Source organism: Bradyrhizobium sp. SMVTL-02, assembly GCF_051853005.1.
GTDB lineage: Bacteria > Pseudomonadota > Alphaproteobacteria > Rhizobiales > Xanthobacteraceae > Bradyrhizobium.
Genome location: NZ_CP182469.1, coordinates 4,014,138 through 4,035,189, shown reverse-complemented (window position 1 = coordinate 4,035,189; position 21,052 = coordinate 4,014,138). Strand labels below are relative to the sequence as shown.

The 21,052-nt window shown below is 65.1% G+C and carries 21 protein-coding genes; 6 read left to right on the top strand and 15 right to left on the bottom strand.

Annotated elements, in window-relative coordinates; all coding sequences use genetic code 11:
- The first annotated feature begins 157 nt into the window (after positions 1-157).
- Positions 158-1,234, top strand: coding sequence for a methyl-accepting chemotaxis protein (locus tag ACNJYB_RS18915; RefSeq protein ID WP_439375307.1), 1,077 nt, complete (start codon positions 158-160; stop codon positions 1,232-1,234).
- Positions 1,235-1,453: 219 nt separating this feature from the next.
- Positions 1,454-2,821 (top strand): TAXI family TRAP transporter solute-binding subunit, encoded by a 1,368-nt coding sequence (locus tag ACNJYB_RS18910; protein WP_439375306.1) that lies wholly within the window; start codon positions 1,454-1,456, stop codon positions 2,819-2,821.
- A gap of 182 nt (positions 2,822-3,003) precedes the next feature.
- On the opposite strand, the gene ACNJYB_RS18905 is transcribed toward ACNJYB_RS18910, so the two are convergent.
- The 10 genes from ACNJYB_RS18905 to ACNJYB_RS18860 all read right to left on the bottom strand — a co-directional run bounded on the left by ACNJYB_RS18905 (position 3,004) and on the right by ACNJYB_RS18860 (position 12,425).
- Entirely contained in the window at positions 3,004-3,264 is a 261-nt protein-coding gene (locus ACNJYB_RS18905; RefSeq protein ID WP_439375305.1) for a hypothetical protein, read from the bottom strand.
- Positions 3,265-3,499: 235 nt separating this feature from the next.
- Complete coding sequence (locus tag ACNJYB_RS18900; RefSeq protein ID WP_439375304.1) at positions 3,500-4,498, bottom strand: L,D-transpeptidase family protein; 999 nt, start codon at positions 4,496-4,498, stop codon at positions 3,500-3,502.
- A 12-nt stretch (positions 4,499-4,510) separates the two neighbouring features.
- Entirely contained in the window at positions 4,511-5,569 is a 1,059-nt protein-coding gene (locus ACNJYB_RS18895; RefSeq protein ID WP_439375303.1) for a glycosyltransferase family 4 protein, read from the bottom strand.
- A 131-nt stretch (positions 5,570-5,700) separates the two neighbouring features.
- Positions 5,701-5,916: a hypothetical protein gene (locus tag ACNJYB_RS18890; protein ID WP_439375302.1), complete on the bottom strand. Its 216-nt coding sequence runs from the start codon at positions 5,914-5,916 to the stop codon at positions 5,701-5,703.
- 127 nt (positions 5,917-6,043) lie between these two features.
- Positions 6,044-7,042 (bottom strand): 4-hydroxythreonine-4-phosphate dehydrogenase PdxA, encoded by a 999-nt coding sequence (locus ACNJYB_RS18885; protein ID WP_439375301.1) that lies wholly within the window; start codon positions 7,040-7,042, stop codon positions 6,044-6,046.
- Positions 7,039-8,577 (bottom strand): tripartite tricarboxylate transporter permease, encoded by a 1,539-nt coding sequence (locus ACNJYB_RS18880; RefSeq protein ID WP_439375300.1) that lies wholly within the window; start codon positions 8,575-8,577, stop codon positions 7,039-7,041. Before ACNJYB_RS18880 ends, ACNJYB_RS18885 begins: the two co-directional genes overlap by 4 nt.
- A gap of 11 nt (positions 8,578-8,588) precedes the next feature.
- Positions 8,589-9,071, bottom strand: a complete 483-nt coding sequence (locus ACNJYB_RS18875; RefSeq protein WP_439375299.1) for a tripartite tricarboxylate transporter TctB family protein — start codon at positions 9,069-9,071, stop codon at positions 8,589-8,591.
- Between the two features lie 252 nt (positions 9,072-9,323).
- A complete protein-coding gene (locus ACNJYB_RS18870) occupies positions 9,324-10,316 on the bottom strand; it encodes a Bug family tripartite tricarboxylate transporter substrate binding protein (RefSeq protein WP_439375298.1) in 993 nt (330 codons plus the stop codon).
- 51 nt (positions 10,317-10,367) lie between these two features.
- Positions 10,368-11,621: a CaiB/BaiF CoA transferase family protein gene (locus tag ACNJYB_RS18865; protein ID WP_439375297.1), complete on the bottom strand. Its 1,254-nt coding sequence runs from the start codon at positions 11,619-11,621 to the stop codon at positions 10,368-10,370.
- Positions 11,622-11,630: 9 nt separating this feature from the next.
- Complete coding sequence (locus tag ACNJYB_RS18860; protein WP_439375296.1) at positions 11,631-12,425, bottom strand: enoyl-CoA hydratase/isomerase family protein; 795 nt, start codon at positions 12,423-12,425, stop codon at positions 11,631-11,633.
- A 117-nt stretch (positions 12,426-12,542) separates the two neighbouring features.
- Between ACNJYB_RS18860 and ACNJYB_RS18855 the strand changes: the two genes are divergently transcribed.
- The 4 genes from ACNJYB_RS18855 (at position 12,543) to ACNJYB_RS18840 (ending at position 15,822) form a co-directional block, all read left to right on the top strand.
- Positions 12,543-13,208 (top strand): GntR family transcriptional regulator, encoded by a 666-nt coding sequence (locus tag ACNJYB_RS18855; protein WP_439375295.1) that lies wholly within the window; start codon positions 12,543-12,545, stop codon positions 13,206-13,208.
- Positions 13,209-13,396: 188 nt separating this feature from the next.
- The gene (locus ACNJYB_RS18850) at positions 13,397-14,368 is read left to right on the top strand and encodes an MBL fold metallo-hydrolase (RefSeq protein WP_439375294.1); all 972 of its coding nucleotides are present in this window, start codon (positions 13,397-13,399) and stop codon (positions 14,366-14,368) included.
- Between the two features lie 252 nt (positions 14,369-14,620).
- Entirely contained in the window at positions 14,621-15,364 is a 744-nt protein-coding gene (locus tag ACNJYB_RS18845; protein ID WP_439375293.1) for an SDR family oxidoreductase, read from the top strand.
- A 38-nt stretch (positions 15,365-15,402) separates the two neighbouring features.
- On the top strand, positions 15,403-15,822 hold the full coding sequence (locus ACNJYB_RS18840; RefSeq protein WP_439375292.1) for a cupin domain-containing protein: 420 nt from the start codon (positions 15,403-15,405) through the stop codon (positions 15,820-15,822).
- A gap of 88 nt (positions 15,823-15,910) precedes the next feature.
- Here ACNJYB_RS18840 and ACNJYB_RS18835 read toward each other — a convergent pair whose 3' ends face one another.
- The 5 genes from ACNJYB_RS18835 to ACNJYB_RS18815 all read right to left on the bottom strand — a co-directional run bounded on the left by ACNJYB_RS18835 (position 15,911) and on the right by ACNJYB_RS18815 (position 21,050).
- Positions 15,911-16,669: a sulfite exporter TauE/SafE family protein gene (locus ACNJYB_RS18835; RefSeq protein WP_439375291.1), complete on the bottom strand. Its 759-nt coding sequence runs from the start codon at positions 16,667-16,669 to the stop codon at positions 15,911-15,913.
- A gap of 444 nt (positions 16,670-17,113) precedes the next feature.
- The gene (locus tag ACNJYB_RS18830) at positions 17,114-17,548 is read right to left on the bottom strand and encodes a hypothetical protein (protein ID WP_439375290.1); all 435 of its coding nucleotides are present in this window, start codon (positions 17,546-17,548) and stop codon (positions 17,114-17,116) included.
- Between the two features lie 138 nt (positions 17,549-17,686).
- Entirely contained in the window at positions 17,687-18,406 is a 720-nt protein-coding gene (locus tag ACNJYB_RS18825; protein ID WP_439375289.1) for a haloacid dehalogenase type II, read from the bottom strand.
- Between the two features lie 166 nt (positions 18,407-18,572).
- Positions 18,573-19,574: a class II fructose-bisphosphatase gene (glpX, locus tag ACNJYB_RS18820; RefSeq protein ID WP_439375288.1), complete on the bottom strand. Its 1,002-nt coding sequence runs from the start codon at positions 19,572-19,574 to the stop codon at positions 18,573-18,575.
- Positions 19,575-19,733: 159 nt separating this feature from the next.
- A complete protein-coding gene (locus tag ACNJYB_RS18815) occupies positions 19,734-21,050 on the bottom strand; it encodes a homoserine dehydrogenase (protein WP_439375287.1) in 1,317 nt (438 codons plus the stop codon).
- Positions 21,051-21,052 lie beyond the last annotated feature (2 nt).

Sequence of the window (21,052 nt, the reverse complement as noted above, 5' to 3'; positions counted from 1 at the left end):
TGGCCGGCAAGCCGGAGTGACTATCATTTAGGCATTCCGCCGAACAGCAAATTAAGCTGGCGTTAGGCGGAATCCTCGAAAAAGAATCGTATTCGATCTGACGTGATTTTGTTCCGGGTTCATTGCAGATCTGGGCTCATTGCCAAGGAAGTCCCCGATGTCTGCTGCGCTGGGTCTGAAAGCCAAGCCGATCGCCTCCGAACCCGCTGACGATGCTTCCGACATCTCCGCGCTGATCAATCGCCTGACCGCGGAGGTCAACCAGATCGCGGTCGACAAGACCAAGGCGATCCAGCAGATCACCAACCAGATGAAGATGCTGGCGCTGAACGCGCTGATCGAAAGCTCGCGCGCCGGTGCGCAGGGCGCGGGCTTTGCGGTGGTGGCGCAGGAGGTGCGCGGTGTCGGCCAGCAGGTCGAGACCATCGCGCGCGAGCTCGAGACCCAGCTGACCAAACGCACCGGCGACCTCGTCGCCTCGATCGACCGCATGAGCCAGCGCTCGCGCGGCGAGCGCATGGTCGATCTGTCCCTCAATGCGGTCGAACTGATCGACCGCAATCTCTACGAGCGCACCTGCGACGTGCGCTGGTGGGCGACCGATTCCGCCGTGGTCGATTGCGCGGCCTCGCCCGCGCCGGCCGCGGTCAGCTATGCCTCGCGGCGCCTCGGCGTGATCCTCGGCGCCTACACCGTCTATCTGGACCTCTGGCTCTGCGACCTCGACGGCAACGTCGTCGCCAATGGCCGTACCGACCGCTTCCGCGTCGTCGGCCAGAACGTCGCCCACACCAAATGGTTTCGCGAGGCGCGGACCTTGCGTTCCGGCGACGACTATGTCGCGGGCGACGTCGAGAACCAGCCCCTGCTCGGCAACGCGCAGGTCGCGACCTATTGCGCCAGCGTCCGCGCCGGCGGCCAGGCCAACGGCGCGCCGATCGGCGTTCTCGCCATCCATTTCGACTGGGAGCCGCAGGCCCGCGCCATCGTGCAGGGCGTCCGCGTCGGCGACATCGACAAGGCCCGCGTGCTGCTGGTGGATTCGAACCTCCGCGTCATCGCCGCTTCCGACGGACAGGGCATCCTCAGCGAGCGCATCTCGCTGTCGCTGAACGGCCAGCGCTCCGGCTTCTATCACGACCGCTCGGGCGCGATGGTCGCCTTCCATGCGACGCCCGGCTACGAGACCTATCGCGGCCTCGGCTGGTACGGCGTGATCGTCTGCGGCGCGTGAGGCGCGAGCCGCGCCGCCCCTCGACAGGACGACGAAAACAACCCCATGCACAGTAGGCCGAGGGTTGTTTTTGTTCGTGTTTTTCGCTCGTCGCAGCAGCTTTGACGAGGCCGCCCTTCGCGCCCCCGGTCGACCGGCGTCTTGATGCAAATCAACACGGGACTGCCGTCCGGCAAATGATGCTCGTTGAAGCGGGCAATATTGCCGGACGAGCGCGCCATGGATGAACTGTCGAAACTTGGCATTGATGCCGGAAGGCTGCCGATCTGGCTTCGCATCGTCGCGGTCGCTGCGCTGGTCGTGCTCAGCACCGGAGCGGGCCTGCTGGCGTATCGCTGGTACGCCCATCCGGTCACGCTGTCGATTGCGGTGGGCTCGCTGGATGGCGACGCTCCCAAGATCGTGTCTGCGCTTGCCAGCCGGCTTGTCGCGAACAAGGCGCCGGTGCGCCTCAAGGTGGTCGAGACCAGCGGCCCGTTCGAATCGGCGACCGCGTTCTCATCCGGCAAGACTGATCTCGCCGTGGTGCGCGGCGACGTCGGCGACCTGTCGCAGGCGCAAGCCATTGTCGTTCTCGCCGAGGCCGTGGCCATGCTCGTTGCGCCCCCCGGGTCGACCATCGCGGATGTCGCCGGTCTGAAGCGCACGACCGTGGGCGTTGTCGCCGCCGACACCAATCAGAGGATCGTCCATGTCCTCACCAAATCCTATGATCTTGACCGCGCCAACGTCGTGTTCAAAAACCTTGCACTGGACGAGGTCCGCCGCGCCTTCGACAGCAAGGAGGTGCGTGCGGTGCTTTTCGTCATGCCGCTGAGCGAGAAATATCTGTCACTGGTGCGGGGGCTGTTCCCGCAGAACGCCAAGACCGCGCCGGTGTTGATCCCGATCGAGAACGCCGGAGCGATCGCGGAGAAAGAGCGCGCCTATGAGAGTTTCGACATTCCCAAGGGAACATTGCGCGGATCGCCTCCAATCCCCAGCGATGACGTGACCACCTTGCGTGTGTCCTACTACGCGGTCGGCAAGAAAGATCTCGATAACGACACCATCGCCGGCCTCACGCAGGCTCTCACGGCTGCGCGAAGGGACATTTTGCCGGACTGGCCGATTCTCGCACAATTCAAGGCGCCCGATACCGATGCGGGCGCCTATCTCCCGGTTCATGCCGGCGCCGCCGAGTTCTACAACGGCAACCAGCAATCGTTCCTCGACAAGTGGAGCAACGCGATTTTCCTGGCACCGATGGCCCTGGGCGCACTGGCGTCGGTCGGGGCTGCGCTCTGGCACTTTCTCAGGGCCGGCGAAGCCGGGCCGCGTCAGCCGGCACTCGACGCGCTCTATGCGCTCGGCAGCAAGATACGACGCTCGCAAAACGAGGCGGAACTTTCAGAGATCGAAAACCAGATCGACAACGTGCTCCGTGCACAGCGCGCGAAGTCCGATGGGGATGAAAGCACGCTGGATGCAGCCACGTTGAACGTGGCGGCCCACCGCCTCGAAAATCTCATTCATGACCGCAAGGCCGCGCTGAACGCCGGCCATTCGCAATCAACGCCCCCCGCCCAGAGCCAATCGCAAGTCTAGGCGTGAGGCCTCCGATGACGGTCACAGCTCCAACGAACACGACCGGCGTGCCTCTCGCGACGCCGCCGGCGACGCGTTCGGCGTCCCAATTGGTGAGGCGCACGCAAGCGGCGGGGAAAGCACTGCGCACCTGTGATCGCGAAGGGACGAAGTGACGCATTCGCCCTCGCCGGCCAGCATCATCAGCTCGGCCGCTCGCTGGCGAGATCTTGCGAGGCCCGACGGACTTTCTGGCGCGGAGCGTGCAAGACCATCGGCGGCGGCTCCGGCCGCGCCGGGGTTTCGATCTCTCGCTCTGAGTTCGTCGACCGGTGCTCGAGATAGAGCTGGCCCGCCACCAACATGATGCCGGCCCACAACAGCGCAAGGCCGACCGTCACGAGATCACGATAATCATCCATTGATGTCGCCACCCAACCTTCCGGAGCAGAGAACGTCGCCATTACCGCTCCGTTCCACGACATCTGTTGCGACCAAGTTGCGGAATATTCGGGCCGCCGCATCATTTTTCGGGCGCCGCCTGCCCGGCCGCCTGGGCGCCATCCTCCGGGCCCGGCCAGCGAGACGGTGCGGCGGCTTTGCCCATCTTGCTCTCTGGAGGCAACATCATCCTGGACGTTCGTCAGAAGCGGTCGGAAACTCAGGAGCGGTAGACGCCCGCATTCTCGCGTAAGGCGCTCAACTAGCACCCTCGACGAAGACGACCGGCGTGCCCTTGGCGACCCTCGCCGCGACGCGTTCTGCGTCCCAATTGGTGAGGCGCACGCAGCCGTGGGATTCCGCCTTGGAGATCTTGTCCGGCGAAGGCGTGCCGTGAATGCCGTAGCCTTCGGCGGACAGATTGATCCACACCGTGCCGACCGGATTGTTCGGACCGGGCTTGATGGTGAAGGGCTTGCGCGACTGGACGCCCTTGAAGTGATAAGCGGGATTATAGCGATAGAGCGGATTCTTGCTGATCTCGGTGACCTTGAGCGTGCCGGAGGGCGACGGCTTTTCCTCGCTTCCCACGGTCGCCGGATAGAATCCGAGCAGTGCATTGGACTTGTCGAAAAGCTTGACGGTCTGCCTGACCTTGTCGATCTCGACCCGGTCGGCCTTGGCGGGCGCCCCTTCGCCTGCGCTCGCGGTATCCACGACGACGATGGTGTCGCCGGCCCGATCGAAACGGCGCCCGGGATTGAGGGCCGCCAGGAGCTGCTCGCTCATGTGGAATTTCTCGGCGAGAGCCTCACGTGGACTGGTGTAGCCGAGCTTCGGGATGTCTTTCATGTCCTCCATCTTCGAGGGCAGCTTGCTCAGGAAAGGACCCGCCACGTCCTGTTCGGTGATGGCATAGGTCAGCGTCACCGGCCGGTCGTCCGCCCGCAGCGCCTTCCAGACCTCCTCGGTCGGAGCATCCGAGCCCGGCAATTGCCGGGCTTCCGCATAGGCCCGCAGCGCCTTCTTGGCGTTCTCGCCGAACTTGCCGTCGATCTCGCCGGGCGAGAAATGCGCCCTGTCCAGCAGCACCTGCAGCCGCACGCCCGCCGGCGTCGGCTTGTCGTTCGAGAGCGTCTTCTTCGAGGGCTCGGCGGAATTGATGGCGTCCGCGGTCATCTCGGCGGCGAACGCCGGCAACGTCGCCAGGGCGAAGACAAGAAAGATGAAAATCTGCCCCGCTTTCGTCAGCGACATCGCCGCCTCCTTTCAAATTTCCAACCGTTGCGTGTCGAATTCTCCGGCTGCAGCAACCAGCTCGCGGTACCGGTCTTCGTACTGTCGCGCCATCCGGCGTGCGGTGAAGCGCTCCTCGAAGCGGGCGCGTACCCTCCTTCGATCCAGCTTGCGCAATTCACCAACCGCCGTGACGGCCTGCTCCTCGTTCTCGACGATGAAACCGGTCAGGCCGTGGTCGATGACCTCCGGCACCGATCCGGAGCGATAGGCGATCACCGGAGTTCCGCAAGCCATCGCCTCGATCATGACCAGGCCGAAAGGCTCCGGCCAATCGATCGGAAACAACAGCGCGGCGGCTCCGGCGAGGAACGGCTGCTTCTTCGCGTCGTCCACTTCGCCGACAAGCTGGATCGTCTCGCCGTCGATCTGGGGCTCGAGGTGCTTCTTGAAGTAGGCGGTCTCGGCGCGTGGAAGCTTCGCGGCGATGCGGAGAGGCATTCGGGCCGCGCGCGCAATGCGGATGGCGTCCTCCGGCCCCTTGTCTGCCGTGAGGCGGCCAAGAAACGCCAGATAGGATCCCTCCTCATGAAAGGGACGCAACAGCTCCGACGGCAATCCATGCTGGATCGTCCCGCTCCATTTCGCATCCGGAAGCGGCAGACGCTGGTGATCGGAAATCGACACGAAGCTTGCATCCGGGAACTGGCGAACGAGGTCAGGCAGTCCAGGCAAGTCGAGGCGGCCGTGCAGGGTCGTCAGGAACGGCACCCCGAGGCGACTGAGCAACGGCAGGTGCAGCCAGTCGATATGGGCGTGGATCACGTCGAACTCCCTGGCTCGCTTCGCAATCGCTTCCATCAGCATCGCGCAGGCAGCACTGGGATCAGCGCCCTTCCGGCCAAGACGCAGCGCACGGGGCCAGACCGCGTGAAGCTTGCCGGTCGTACGGGAGTCGCCGCTCGCAAACAGGGTGACGTCGTGGCCGCGCCTGACAAGCTCATCCACCAGCCACGCCACCACCCGCTCGGTGCCGCCGTAGAGCTTCGGGGGGACGCTTTCGGCGAGGGGAGCGAGTTGGGCGATGCGCATGAGAGCCTGCTACACCGCTGAACGGAGGATCAGCACGATGGCTGCGGACAGAAGGTTCGAAATCGCAAGCAATGTCCAATCCGGCCTTGCGCTTCCGCTCGCCAGGCGGCGCGCAAGGCTCTCAATGATCGCTAACATTCGTCACCGGAAAGCCGCTCGAGATAGGCCAGCCCGAACGCCGTAAGGTCCTGGGCATCACCGTTACTCTCGCGCGCTTCCCGCCTCCCTTGCAGATGACGCTCGAGGAGACAGCGACGGCCATCCGCTGCATCGACATCGCGATGCCGGGCGCGGTACACGCACCACGCGGTATCGACCGCTGTTCGTAGCGGGCTGTCGTCGACCATGTTCCCAGCTCCGGCGTGGAGATGTTCATGGACGGCAACTCGTGGCGACGGCGGAAGTTTCCGGTTTTTCCCGTAAAGTCCAATCCTGCCCAATGCAGCCAGCACGCGCTCCCCTGGTGTGCGCAAATCAGCGGGGCGCAGCCATCTCCGCCGCGAGCAGCACCGCGGCGCGGCCAGCGCCGATCGATGCGACGCCTTGTCCAGCGATGTCGTAAGCGGTGCCATGAGCGGGCGTGCAGATCGGGAAGGGAAAGCCCCCGAGCAAGGTCACGCCGCGGTCGAACCCCATCAGCTTCATCGCGATCTGGCCCTGGTCGTGATACATCGTCAGCACGGCATCGAAGGCGCCGGCCTTGGCCCGCAGGAACACGGTATCGGCGGGAAACGGCCCCTCCACGGCAATGCCCTCGCGCTGCCCGGCCGCGACCACGGGGGCGATCACGTCGATCTCCTCGCGGCCGAAATTCCCGCCGTCTCCGGCATGCGGATTGAGACCGGCGACCGCAATGCGCGGCCGGGCGAAGCCGGCGTTGCGCATGCAGGCATCGGTCAGCGTGAGCGCACGGTGGATACGCTCGCTGGACAGGTTCGCAGCCACGTCCCTCAGCGGAATGTGGGAAGTGACCCGCGCGTTCCAGAGCCGGTCGAGCACGTTGAATTCGCTCGCCGGGGTCTTGAGGCCGACCACCTCCGCGGAAAACGCGATCTCGTCGTCATATTCGGCGCGGGCCAGCCGCATCGCCTGCTTGTTGAAGGGGGTGAAGCAGACGGCGTCGACGCGCCCGTCACGGCCGAGTTCGAGCGCGTGGCGGTAGTTGGCCAGCGCGAACCTGCCGCCGGCAAGGGTCGCGGTCCTCGGCTCGACCTCCTGGGGAGCGAGATGACGGAGATCGACAAACAAAGCACCGCCTTGCGTCGGGCGAAGGTCGGCCCCCTGCTCCACCATGGTCAGGCCCGGCGCGACGCCCGCAACGCGTGCGCCCTGGTCGAAAATGCGGCGGTCGCCGATCACGACCAGCCGGCAGCGGGAGCGGATGTCATCCTGCGCCACCAGCTTGGCCGTCAGCTCCGGGCTGATACCCGCGGGATCTCCCATTGCCAGCGCGATGAGCGGTTTTGCGGTCATATGATTACCTTTTCCTGAACTGTCGTCTCAGCAGTGGACGGTGCGGGCTTGCGCAGCAGGCGCGCGAGCTGCAATGCGAGCGGCAGCAGGAGCAGCGCGATGCCGCCCAGGATCAGGCACGTCACCAGCTTGTTCGCGAAGAAGATGCCCAGGGATCCCTTCGAGAGCAGCATCGACTGCCGGAACGCATCCTCGGCCTTGTCGCCGATCACGATCGCGAGCACGAGCGGCGCCAGCGGATAGAACAGCTTCTTGAAGAGGTAGCCGACAATGCCGAAGCCGAGCATCATGACCACGTCGAGATAGGAGTTCGACACCGAATAGGCGCCGACGACGCAGATGATCACGATCAGCGGTGCGATCACCACGAAGGGAATCCGCATCAGGGCGGCGAAGACCGGGACGGTCAGCAGCACCAGCGCGACGGCAACGATGTTGCCGACATACATCGAAGCGATCAGGCCCCAGACAAAGTCCTTCTGCTCGACGAACAGCATCGGCCCGGGATTGAGACCCCAGATCATCAGGCCGCCCATCATGACGGCGGCCGTCGCGGAGCCGGGAATGCCGAGGGACAGCATCGGCAACAGCGCACTGGTGCCGGCGGCATGGTCGGCGGTCTCCGGCGAGATGATGCCTTCGACTTCGCCCGTGCCGAAATAGCGGCCACGGCGGGAGAAGCGGCGGGCGATGCCGTAGCTCATGAAGGAGGCCGCGGTCGGGCCGCCCGGCGTGATCCCCATCCAGCAGCCGATCGCGGCGCTGCGCAGCAGGGCAAGGCTATGACGCGGCAGGCGGCCGATGGCGCGAAACACCTCGCGCCAGTCGATCTTCGAGGAGACCGCACGGGCGTGAAACTCCTCCTCGACCGCGACCAGCAGCTCGCCGATGCCGAACAGGCCCATGACAGCAACGACGAAGTTCACGCCCTTGACGAGCTCGTCGATCCCCATGGTGAGGCGGACGCTGCCGGAGACGGTGTCGATGCCGATGGCGGCGATGGCAAAGCCGATCGCGAGCGCCACCACGGTCTTGATCGGGGCCGCACCGCCCATGCCGACGAAGCTGGCGAAGGCCAGGAAGTAGACCGCGAAATATTCCGGGGGCCCGAAGGCGAGCGCGACCTGCGCCACCCAGGATGCGAGGAAGGTGATCAGGATGACGCCGATCAGCGCGCCGAACGCCGCCGAGCCGAAAGCGGTCGCAAGTGCCGTGGTCGGACGGCCGTCGCGCGCCATCGGATAGCCGTCGAAAGTGGTCGCGACGGACGACGGCTCGCCCGGAATGTTGAACAGGATCGAGGTCACGGAGCCGCCGAACAGCGCGCCCCAATACATGCTGGAGAGCAGGATGATCGCCGAGACCGGCTGCATGCCGAAGGTCAGCGGCAAGAGCAGCGACACCCCGTTCGGGGCGCCCAGGCCCGGCAGCACGCCGACGAGAATGCCCAGCAGCACGCCGACCGCCATCAGCAGCAGATGCGGCATGGTGACCGCGATGGTGAAGCCGTGCAGGAGCTCCTGGAGATTATCCATGGGACTGCCTCTCAGTACCCGAACGCGGCCGCGAGCGCACCGTGCGGCAGGCTGACCTGGAACATGCGCTCGAACACCACGTAGAGCGCGAGCGCCGTGGCCGCCGCCATGGCCAGCGCACGGGGTACCGATTGGTGCCGGGGGATCGCCAGCACGGCGAAGACGTAGCCCGCCGAGGCGAGATACATGCCGAGCAGCGGGATCGCGGCGACGAAGATCGCGGCCGGCACGAACAGGCTCGCGAGGCGGCGCAGCTCGAGCGGCGTGATCGCGATGGGCACGTTTGCCAGCGACGCCGCCGGCAGCACGCCGCGCACGAGATTGTAGAGGCTCCCGAGCACGACGATGATCCCGGTCAGGAACGGAAACGTGCCGGCGTCGACGCCCGCGCTCGACCAGCCGATGCCGTTGTCGAGGCTGGAGACGACGACGGCCACACCGAAGCTGCCGGTGAGGAGAGCAGTCGCAAGCTCAAGCGCGCGGCGCGAGATCATGGCATTCTACCTTTGAAGGCTGGACTTTCGCACGTGACTGCGAGGAGCCGGCCGGACGTTCTCGGCCTGCCTGGTTCGAGACGCCCGCTTTTGCGGGCTCCTCACCATGAGGGTCTGATATCTCGCCGCAACGCACGACCTCCCTGAGGGCGCCCCGCCGCAGGCGGGCGTCTCGAAGGATGGCCGCAAGCGACCTGCCCGCCACGCTTTGCTGCATCCGCGATCGCCCCACCCGTGAAGAGGTTGCCCGCCTCACTTGACGAGCCAGCCCTGCTCGCCCGCGACCTGCTTGACGTGCTCGAGGTCCTCCTTGATGAACTTGTCGAACTCGGCGCCGGTCAGGAAGGTGTCGACCTGGGAGGTCTTCTCGATGTAGTCCTTCCACTCCGGCGTCGCCTGCACCTTCTTCATGAGGTCGACATAGAACGCGGCCTGCTCCGGCGTGACCTTGCCGGGGAGCCACACCGTGCGCGGCTGCTCGTATTGCTTGATGTCGAGCCCCTGCTCGACGCAGGTCGGAACGTCGCTCCAGCCTTCGGTCGCGGTGACCTTGGGCCCCTGCGGCAACCGCTTCGGGCTGAACACGCAAAGCGGCCGCTGCGTGCCACCACGCCATTGGCCGATGCTTTCGCTGGGATTGTTGACGTGGGAGTCGAGATGGCCGCCGGCAAGCTGCACGGCGGTCTCGGCGCCGCTCTTGAAGGGGATGTAGGTCAGCTTGACCTTGCCGGCCTTCTCGATCATGCGGGTCAGCACCTCGTCGGTGTCCTTGGACTGCGCGCCGCCCATCTTGAATTCGCCCGACGCGGCCGCCTTCAGGTAGTCGCCCGCGTTCTTGTAGGGCGCGTCCTGCTTGACCCAGAGCAGGAACTCGTCCTGCGCCATCGCCGCGATCGGGGTGAGATCGGTGTAGTTGAAGGCGACCTTGGAGACGAGCGGCTGCTGCCAGGCATTCGAGGTGCCGAAGATCACCTTGTAGGGATCGCCGGCGGAGGCCTTGCCGTAGACATAGCCTTCGGCGCCGCTGCCGCCGCCCTTGTTGACGACGACGATCGGCTGCTCCGTCAGCTTGTGCTTGGTGATGATGTTCTGCACCGCGCGGGCGAGATTGTCGGTGCCGCCGCCGGGGCCGGCGGTGGCAACGAACTCGATCGGCTTTTGCGGTTGCCACGCGGCGAGCGCCGGCATGGTGCCGGCGAGCACGGTCGCGGCTGCGGAGAGCAGAAATGTTGACGTCCGACCCATGATTTCCTCCAGCTGATTTTTGTCTCTTGTTCTTGTCGTATCGAGGTCCGGTCAGGCGACGCGTTCCTCGCGTCTTTCCATGGCCGAAACGATCGCGCCTTCTGTTTCGAGCGCTTCGATTTGTGTCTCGTCGAACCCGTACTCGGCCAGCACTTCGCGCGTATGCTCACCATAGAGCGGCGCGCCGGACAGCACTTTGCCTGGGGTCTCCGAAAACTTGACGGGAAGCCCGATCGTCTTCACGGGCCCGAGCGTGGAGTGATCGACCTCGACCACCATCTCGCGCGCCAGCGTCTGCGGGTCGCTGAGCGCCTCCAGCATGTCGTGGACGGGGCCGCACGGCACACCCTTCTCGTCCAGCGCCGCGAGCCAATGCGCCCGCGACTTCTTGCGGAAGCGCTCGCTCAGAACGGCTTCGAGCTCCTTCAGGTTCGCCATGCGGTCCGAACCGTTGACGAAGCGCGGATCGGCGGCGAGCTCGGTCGCGCCGAGCGCTTCCAGCATCAACAGCCAGTGCTTCTTGTTGGCGCCGCCGACCACGAGCCAGCCGTCCGACGCTTCAAAAGCCTGGTACGGCGCGTTGAGCGGATGGGCCGAGCCCATCGCGCGCGGCGCGGTGCCCGCGGCGAGCGCGATGGTCGACTGCCAATAGGTCTGCACCAGCGCGGCCTCGTAAAGCGAGGTCTCGACCCACTGCCCTTCGCCGGTCTTGAGGCGATGCGTATAGGCGGCGAGGATGCCCATGCTCGCGAGCAGGCCGGCGGTGATGTCGGACAGCGGCGGGCCGCATTTGACCGGCGGACCATCCGGGCGCTCGCCGGTAAAGCTCATGATGCCGCTCATGGCCTGCGCGACGAGATCGAAACCGCGGCGGTGCTTGTAGGGACCGGTGCGGCCGAAGCCGGACAGCGAGCAGTAGATCAGCGATGGATACTGCTCGTGCAGCTCCTCGTAGCCGAAGCCGAGGCGCTCCATGGCGCCGGGCGCGAAATTCTCGACCAGCACGTCGGCATCCGCGATCAGCCGGCGCAGCACCTGCTTGCCGCCCTCGGTCTTGAGGTCCAGCACGATGCCGCGCTTGTTACGGTTCATCATCAGGAAGGAGGCCGCCTCCTCGCCGATCTTCGGCGGCACGGAGTGGCGGGTGTCGTCGCCGTTCGGCGATTTCTCGATCTTGATGACGTCGGCGCCCATGTCGGCGAGCATCAGGGTGCAGGTCGGCCCCGCCATCACGTGGGTGAGATCGACGACCTTGAGACCGGCCAGCGGTCCCGAACGGCGAGAGGTGGATTGCGAACTTTGCATCGGCCCGTCCTATTGGCCCCGCCATTGCGGCGCGCGCTTGTTGAGGAATGCATCGAGCCCTTCGCGAAAGTCCTGGCTCGTGTAGCACATCAGGATGAGGTCTTCGCCCTCCTCCGGGATCAGCCGCCGCTGCAGGCGGGCGACCGCCTGCTTGGTCGCGTTCAGCGTCAGCGGCGCATGGCTGGCGAGCAGCCGGGCGACCTCGTCAGCGCGCCTGTCGAGCGCCGCGATGTCATCGACGACCTCGCCGAGCAGCCCGACGCTCGCGGCCTCCGCGGCGTCGACCATGCGCGCAGTGAAGATGAGATCCTTGACGCGGGCGGCGCCGATCAACGCGGTGAGACGGCTGACATTGGACATCGACAGGCAGTTGCCGAGGGTCCTGGCGATGGGAAACCCGATCTTCGCGCTTTTGGTGCCGATGCGGAGGTCGCAGGCCGCGGCGATGCCCGCCCCGCCGCCGGTGCAGAAGCCGTTGATCGCCGCGATCGTCGGCACCCGGCACTGCTCCAGCGTGGTCAGCACGCGATCGATCCGGTTCTCGTAGTCGATCGCGTCCTGCGGCGTTCTGAATTCGCGGAACTGGTTGATGTCGGTGCCGGCGGCGAAGGCCTTGTCGCCGGCCCCGCGTAGCACCAGAACCTTGATCGATTGATCATCGTTGGCTTCTTCGCAGATCGCCGCGAGGCGTTCGTACATGGCGAAGGTGAAGGCGTTTCGGGCCTGCGGGCGGTTGAAGGTGATCCGCCCGATGCCGTGATTGCATTCAAAAACGAGGTCGTCCGCCTCCGCAGCCAGGTCCATTTCCTAACATCCTCTTGTTTTTTACACTTTTGAATGCAAAACTTGCGATTAGCAAGCTGGAACTTCCAGATTTAGACTGCTTGTGCCGTTTTTGAATTCAAACCGGAGCGGCGTGCCATGCTTCATGAGGAGGTCGTCGGCCGCATCCGCGCCATCCTGCTCGACGGTGAAATCCCGCCGGGCGCGCGGATTCCCGAGCGCGAGCTGTGCGAACGGCTCCAGATCTCGCGCACGCCCCTGCGCGAGGCGCTCAAGGTGCTCGCCGCCGAAGGCCTGGTGCAACTCCTGCCCCATCGCGGCTCGCGCGCGGCAAAGCTGACCGACAAGGACATGCGCGACCTGTTCGAGGTTTGCCAGGGCCTCGAAGCCCTCGCCGGTGAGCTCGCCTGCGAGCGCATCAGCGACGCCGGGATCGGCGCGATCGCAGCAGCCCATGACGAGATGGTCCGGCATTATCGCGAGGGCGATCTGATCCAGTACTATCGCGGCAACCGCACCATTCACGAGGCCATCGTCGCAGCCGCCGACAATCCCACGCTGACGGGGCTCTATGCCTCCGTGACCGCGCGCATCCGACGCGCGCGCTACGTCACGCCGATGACGCCGCAGCGCTGGGCGCTCGCGGTAAAGGAGCACGAAGCGATCCTGAACGCGCTGCAGCGGCGCGACGGCGTCGGCCTCTCGCACATCCTGCGTGCGCATCTCCGCCACAAGCGCGAGGAGGTCTTGCAGGCGGGCTTCGCGGAAACCGAAGCAAGCGACGTCACCCTGCGGATCGCGTGAGATGTTTGCCACGACGATTCAGAGAACACATTCGCAACTCAATCACTGATTGTCTCTCCCACCTTCATCGCCGATCCATTTCCTCTTGCGAGCTTGTCTGAACCGGCGCAGCATCGCGCTGCCGGCCTCAAGGCCGCACATCGCACGCGAACAATCGTGCGGGTCAAAACAGAAAATGGAGGATACGAATGACACTGGATGTCTCACGTCGGTCCCTGCTCGCGCTCGGTGCCGGTCTTGGTGCCAACGCGCTCCTTGGCGGCAGTGCGACGGCACGTGCGCCCAAGCTCGGCACCCAGACGCCCTATTGGCACCGCTTCATTCTCGGCGATGCCGAAGTAACCGTCGTGTCCGACGGACCGCTGCCGCTCGGCGATCCCTCCGGCACCTTCACCGGCGTTCCAAAGGAAGAGGTGAAGAAGATGCTGGCGGACAATTTCCTGTCGCCCGACAACGTCGTGCTGGAGCAGAACTCGCCGATCGTGAACACCGGCGACAAGCTGATCCTGTTCGACACCGGCATGGGCTCGTCCAAGATGTTCGGCCCCACCACCGGGCGGCAGCAGAAAAGCATGATGGAGGCCGGCATCAAGCCCGAGGACATCGATGCGGTGGTCTGCTCGCATGCGCATATCGACCATATCGGCGGCATCGTGGATGCCAACGACAAGCCGCTGTTTCCGAACGCCCAGATCTACATCTCGCAAAGCGATTTCGACTTCTGGACCGACGAAGGCAAGATAGGGAGCGCGGCGAAGGATTTCGTCGTGCACGCCCGCAAGAACCTGCTGCCGGTCCGCGACCGCATCGTCTTCTTCAAGGACGGCCAGGAATTTTTGCCCGGCGTGCAGGCGATCGCGGCGCCCGGTCACACCGTCGGTCACACCATCTTCATGGTCTCCTCGGCCGGCAAGTCGTTCGCCTTCCTCGGCGACCTCTCGCACCATTCGGTGCTGCTGCTGGAACGGCCGCGGATGGAATTCTCCTACGACACCGACCCGAAGCAGGCGGCGGACTCCCGCGTAAAGCTGCTCACCATGCTCGCAGCGAACAAGACGCCGGTGATGTCCTATCACTTCGCCTGGCCGGGCTACGGCCATGTCGCCAAGGCCGGTGAAGGATTCCACTACTATCCCGAACCCATGCAGATGACGCTGTAGGCGGTAGCATCAAGCCCCCGGGTCGCGCAGGTGCGGCCCGGGTACATCGTCTGCCTCGCGCGCGGCAGAGGGGAATGATCCCTGACCGATTCGTGGTCGCCCGGCATGTCTGAGCATTTTTCGGCAAGCCAAGCCCGTTCCAGGCAAGAGCCCGCCGCATTGATCGGGTAAGACGCTGCTCGCATCATTCACCGCAGCGAGAGCGCAAGACCCCTTGCCCACCCGCGTTCGAAAATGCCGAGGAGACATGCCATGAAGATCGTCGTGATCGGTGGTACCGGTTTGATCGGATCCAAGCTCGTGGCGAAGCTGAAGCAGCAGGGCCACATCGCCGTGGCCGCCTCGCCGAAGTCGGGCGTGAATGCCGTCACCGGAGAAGGTCTCGCAGCCGCGCTGACTGGGGCGGATGTCGTGGTCGACGTCGCCAACGCGCCGTCCTGGGAGCCTGCTGCCGTCCTCGAATTCTTCCAGCAGTCGAGCAGGAAGCTCGCGGCGACGGAGGCCGCGGCAGGCGTCAAGCATCACGTCGCGCTGTCGATCGTGGGAACGGATCGCTCGCCCGACATCGCTTATTTCCGGGCCAAGCTCGCGCAGGAGAGCATCGTCAAGGCCTCGGCAGTGCCCTACTCGATCGTGCGCGCCACGCAATTCTTCGAATTCCTCGGCGCCATCGCGGAGTCGGGCGTGGCTGACGGGCGCATCGTCGTTCCATCGGCGGCGTTCCAGCCGATCGCATCCGACGACGTGGTCGCGTGCCTCGCGGAGGTCGCGACGGGACGGCCGCTGAACGGCACGATCGATATCGCGGGACCTGAAAAGGCGCCCTTCAACGAGTTCGTTGCCCGCCGTTTGAAGGCGGCCGGGGACAGCCGTCAGGTCGTGGGTGACCCCAAGGCCGGATATTACGGCTCCCCCATCGAGGATACCTCGCTGGTCCCGCTCGGCGAGGCCAGGCTCGGGAAAACGCCGCTCGCGGCATGGCTGGCGACGGTCTGAGGATCGGTCACAGCGACCACGGCAATGAGGGACATCCCATGCGCAGACTGTTGATCGCGACGGCGGCGTGCGCCCTCGTCTTCCTGACGGCACAGTCCGCCGAGGCGCAGCGGGCAGCGAAGTCGGCCAAGGTGAGCGTGGTGTTCGACCACGCCCTGCCGAATGTCCCGGGCAAGAGCATGAAGGGCGTGCTGGTCGAATATGGTCCCGGAGGCTTCTCACCGGCCCACATCCACGCGCGCTCCGCGTTCATCTACGCCACGGTGCTGGAGGGCGCGATCCGAAGCCAGGTCAATGACGAGCCCGCAAAAGTCTATCAGCAGGGCGAGAATTTTTTCGAGAAGCCCGGCGATCGCCACGCCGTCAGCTCCAACGCCAGCGACACCGAGCCTGCGAAATTGCTGGCCGTGTTCGTGGTGGACACGGCCGATACCGAGCTGACGACTGCGATCAGGTAGGGCACGCTGTTCCGCGGTCTGCGCGACCGCGGCGGGATTTGCGGCGACGTCCATCTGGCGCTTCGAGACATGCTCGGGGAGGCCCAGATCAGGCGAGATAGCCGGACACACCGTCCCACAACAGCTTCAGCGCGGTAACGACCAGCAGGCCGTAGCAGGCCCGATAGATCTGCTGCTGGTCGAGCCTGCCATGCAGCCGCCAGCCGAGCCAGACGCCCGAAGGAATTGCGAGCAGGCACGCAGCCATGACGATCCAGACGTTTCCAGTCGGCCGCACCAGCAGCAGCCACGGCACCGCCTTCGTCGCATTGCCGACGGTGAAGAACAGGCTGGTCGTACCCGCATAGACCTCCTTGCTGAGGCCGAGCGGCAAGAGATACATCGCCAGCGGCGGTCCGCCGGAATGCGCGACCATGGTCGTGACACCGGAGGCAAGACCGGCGGCGACCGCCCTCGGCTTCGAGCGCGGATGAACGATCACCTTCGGATCGCTCAGGAGCCACAGACCGACGAAGACCAGGGTGACGAGCGCCATCACGATCGCGACGGCGCGATGGTCCAGCACGCGAAACAACAGATAGCCAAGCGCGATGCCGACCACGAGCCCGGGCAAGAGCAGCACCAGGTCGGGCTTCGACCAGGTCGAAGGCTTCCAGTAGCGCAACGCGAACAAATCCATCGCTATGAACAATGGCGCCAGGAGGCCGCCGGCCGTCACCGGATCCATCACGAAGGACAGCAGCGGAATGCCGACGATGGAGAAGCCGCCACCGAAGGCCCCCTTCATGAAGCAGATCAGGAACACGCCCGCAAAGGCGATGAGGACAGTGCTGACCGTCAGTGCCATCTGCGCATCTCCAAGTCTGTCTCGTCCAAGACCGTCGCGCCAAGACCGTCGCTTGCAAGTTCGCCAGACGCGTCCGGATAGCGCCGTCACTCCGCTTACGACCGAGGGGGCCGACCTTCCTTGTTTCGGAAAAACAGGCCGGGCAGCACAGAAGGCAATCCAAAGGTCAATCCGAGGAAAGCCAGAAACAGATCGAGATAGCTCAGTGGCAATGTCGTCACTCCGCTGGCACCGGGGCGCCCGGTGCAATTTGCTCATTGCCCCGGAGTATGATCCGAGAAAAAACTCGGTACAATAAGAACATTGATCTCGGTGCAATATTAACCAGCGCTGTAGACCGCATGTCTGAGGTATGTCCCACTCACGTCAGCCGGCAGCGCTCGCCCTCCGGCTGGAGGCGCGTGCTCGTCGCTCGCCGTCGTCCTGAGAGGATCGTCGCTCGGTTCAGTTCCGGCCGCCAAGGAAGCGTGCAATCGGCCGCAGCGCATCGATATCGGGAGCAGTCCTGCCAGCCTGGACGCCCGAGCACCATGGATATGGCAAAGCCGCCAGCCAGCGCATGATCGGCCCGGTGTCCTCCGCGGGAAGCACACACATGACGTCGATCCCGATCACCAGCTTTGTCACACGGCCATCGCGGGAGCTGAAATGCCAATCATAACGTCCGCAACCAACGCGAACGGCGCCGCCTTGCCTCGCCGACATCCCGACCAACCAGTCGCAGCGAACATGCGGCAAGTGATCCGAGCCGGGACGCGACAGGCAAAATGTGCGCACGTTCTCGTACTGCCCGCCGAAGCCGGTAACCAGCACCTGCGTCACCTGCTCAAGCCCATGTGCCGAGCTCGGAAACGAAATGGCGTCGGTCTTGACGATCATTTCGAGCTCGCAGTCGTCAGCGAAAGCGCGCGTCATCAACTGCGGACGGTTGCCATCCTTCGCCAGAATGTAGGTGCTGATCGCGTCGGCGGCAGTGATGGCGGCGGGTCGGCTCATTCGGTCATGCCCTTGCCGCCTTTAGCACCCCAGCCTGTCGGCGATGCCGCCAAAGTCCTTCGCGACGATGTCCCAGTTGCCGGTCGCTTCGAAGTCCACTTTCTGCAACGGCCCGTACTCCGTCGGGCGCGCCACGAAGGCAGTCTTGAGCCCGTTCTTCTGGGCGGCCGCGAGATCGCCGTTATGGGCGGCGACCATCATCACCTGTTCCGGCATGAGGCCAAGCAGGCGCGCGGCGCCGAGATAGGTCTCGGGATCGGGCTTGTAGTGCTCGAACAGCTCGGCGGACATGATGAGATCCCACGGCAGGCCGGCAAACTTCGCCATGTTGGTGAGCAGCGCGACGTTGCCGTTCGACAGCGGCGAGATCACGAATTTCGTCTTCAGGCGGGTCAGGCCAGCGACGCTGTCGGGCCAGGGATTGAGGCGGTGCCAGCCCTTGGTGAGATGATCGAGATCGGCCTCGGTGAGGCCCTTGATCGCGAATTTCTCGACCAGCTTCTCCAGCGAGCGGCGATGCAGATCGTCGAGCATGACGTAGCCGCGCTCGGGATGCTTGCGCACGTCGTCCATGGCCGCGACATACATGCCGCGCCAGCCGTCGACCAGAGCCGTCCAGTCGGCGGTGATGCCGCGCCCCTTCGCCCACCACATGAAGTCGGTGATCAGGCTTGTGCGCCAGTCCACGACCGTGCCGAACACGTCGAACACGAGGGCTTTGACGGCGGAAAGGTCGGACATGTGCGCTTCCCTATAGTTCTTGTTGTGATTCCGGGGGCCGCGCAGAGCGCGAACCCGGAATCCATTTCACACCAGACTCTGCCGCCCGATGGGTTCCGGGCTCTCGGAGCCCCGCGCCTTGCGCAGTCCCCTCGGCCCGGAATGACGGGAGTTGGTCTTACCTGGATTAGTCCAGATGGAACTTCGCGAGCTCTCGATGCTCGGCCTTGATGTAGCGCACCGTGCCGGTGACGGAGCGCATCACCACCGTCTCGGTCTCGATCACGCCGTCCTTGCGGAACTTGACGCCCGAGAGCAGCGAGCCCGTGGTCACGCCGGTGGCGGCGAACAGGCAGTCGCCGCGCGCCATGTCCTCGATGCCGTAGATCATCTTGGGATCGTTGACGCCCATCTTCGCAGCGCGCTCGCGCTTCTCCTCGGAATCGAGGATCAGGCGGCACTGCATCTGGCCGCCGATGCAGCGCAGCGCCACGGCCGCCAGCACGCCTTCCGGCGCACCGCCGGTGCCAAGATACATGTCGACGCCGGTGTTGTCGGGGTCGGCGCAGTGGATCACGCCGGCGACGTCGCCGTCGGTGATGAGGCGCACGGCCGCGCCAGTCGAGCGCACGCTCTCGATGATGCCGGCATGGCGCGGACGGTCGAGCACGAGGACGGTGATGCCTTCAGGCTTGACGCCCTTGGCCTTGGCGAGGCGGCGGACGTTGTCGGCAGGCGAGGCATCAATTTCGACAACACCCTTGTCGTAACCGGGACCGATCGCGAGCTTCTCCATGTAGACGTCGGGCGCGTGCAGCAGCGTGCCGCCGTCGGCCATCGCCATGGTGGCGATCGAGCCCGGCATGTTCTTCGCGCACAGCGTGGTGCCTTCGAGCGGATCGACGGCGATGTCGACCTCGGGGCCGGCCTTGAGGCCGACCTGCTCGCCGATATAGAGCATCGGCGCCTCGTCGCGCTCGCCCTCGCCGATCACGATGGTGCCCTGGATCGGCAGCTTGTTCAGCTCGCGCCGCATGGCGTCGACCGCGGCCTGGTCGGCCGCTTTCTCGTTACCGTGCCCGCGCAGTCGCGCCGACGACACCGCCGCCCGCTCCGTCACCCGCACGATCTCCAGCGTGAGAATGCGCTCGAGCAACGCGTGCGGGGGGACTTCAATATGGGTCGACATCGGCTAACTCCTTCGAAGACTTTTGGGACGGAAATCCCCGTCCGCATCAACTCGTAACACCCACAGTTCGTTCGAACCGTGTCATTGTTTGAGCATGACCTTTCCGGAAAACCGCTTCACGCTTTGCGCTAGCGCGGCCCTCCGGGTCCGGGTCGTGCTCTAGTTCTTCTCGATCCGGATCACCTGCGGCCGTCCGCTGATCACCTTGTCCTTCTGCACGGCGGCGAGCGCACGGCGCACCGCGTCCTCATGCGTTGCATAGGTGATCAGAATGACGGGCACCGGCACCGCCTTGCCGTCGGCCGACGCAGCGCCGCCATTGGGATGACGCTGCACGATCGATTCAATCGAAATCTTCTGTTCTGCGAGCCGGGTCGCGATCGCAGCCGCGGTGCCCGGGAAATCGCGCGCCAGCAGGCGGATGTAGTAGCCGCCTTCATGCCGCTCCATCGGGGCCTTGTTGGTGTCGCGCAGTTGCGCGATCGGCCGGCCGAACGGATTGGCGCGGATGCCGCGCGCGACATCGGCGATGTCGGCGACGACGGCCGATGCCGTCGCAGCACCTCCGGCGCCGGGGCCGACCAGCGTGATCGGCGGAATGCCCTCGCCATCGATCGTGACCGCGTTCGTGACACCCATCACCTGCGCGATCGAGGAGGATTTCGGCACCATGGTCGGATGCACGCGCTGCTCGATACCCTTGGCGGTGCGAACGGCAACGCCGAGCAGCTTGAGCCGGTAACCGAGATCCTCGGCGGCGCGCAGGTCTTCCGGCGCGATGGAGGAAATACCTTCGACATACACCGCGCTTTGAGCAACTTTCGTGCCGAAAGCGAGGCTGGCGAGGATCGAGAGTTTTTGCGCAGTATCGTGGCCGTCGACGTCGAAGGACGGGTTGGCCTCGGCATAGCCGAGCCGCTGTGCATCCTTGAGGCATTCGGCGAAGGACAGACCTTCCTGCTCCATCCGGGTCAGGATGTAATTGCAGGTGCCGTTGAGGATGCCGTAGACGCGGTTGATGCCGGTTCCGGCAAGACCCTCGCGCAACGTTTTGATGACGGGAATCGCGGCGCCGACGGCTGCCTCGAAATTCAGCGCGCCGCCGTGCTTTTCGGCGGCCCTCGCCAGCTTGATGCCGTGCTTGGCGAGCAGTGCCTTGTTGGCGGTGACGACGGACTTGCCGGCATTGAGCGCGGCCTCGACCGCGGAGAGCGCGGGATCGCCGGCGCCGCCCATCAGTTCGACGAAGCAATCCACCTCCGGATGAGTGGCAAGCGCGAGCGGATCCTTGGCCCAGTCTAGGCCGCGCAGGTCGACGCCGCGCTTCTTGGCCTTCGAGCGGGCGGTGACGGCAACGACACGAATACCGCGGCCGCTACGCCCCGCGAGCACGCGCGCTTGCGTTTCAATCAAACGGACGACTTCGGCACCCACGGTGCCGAGCCCCGCTATGCCCACTTTCAGGGGTGCGACCATGA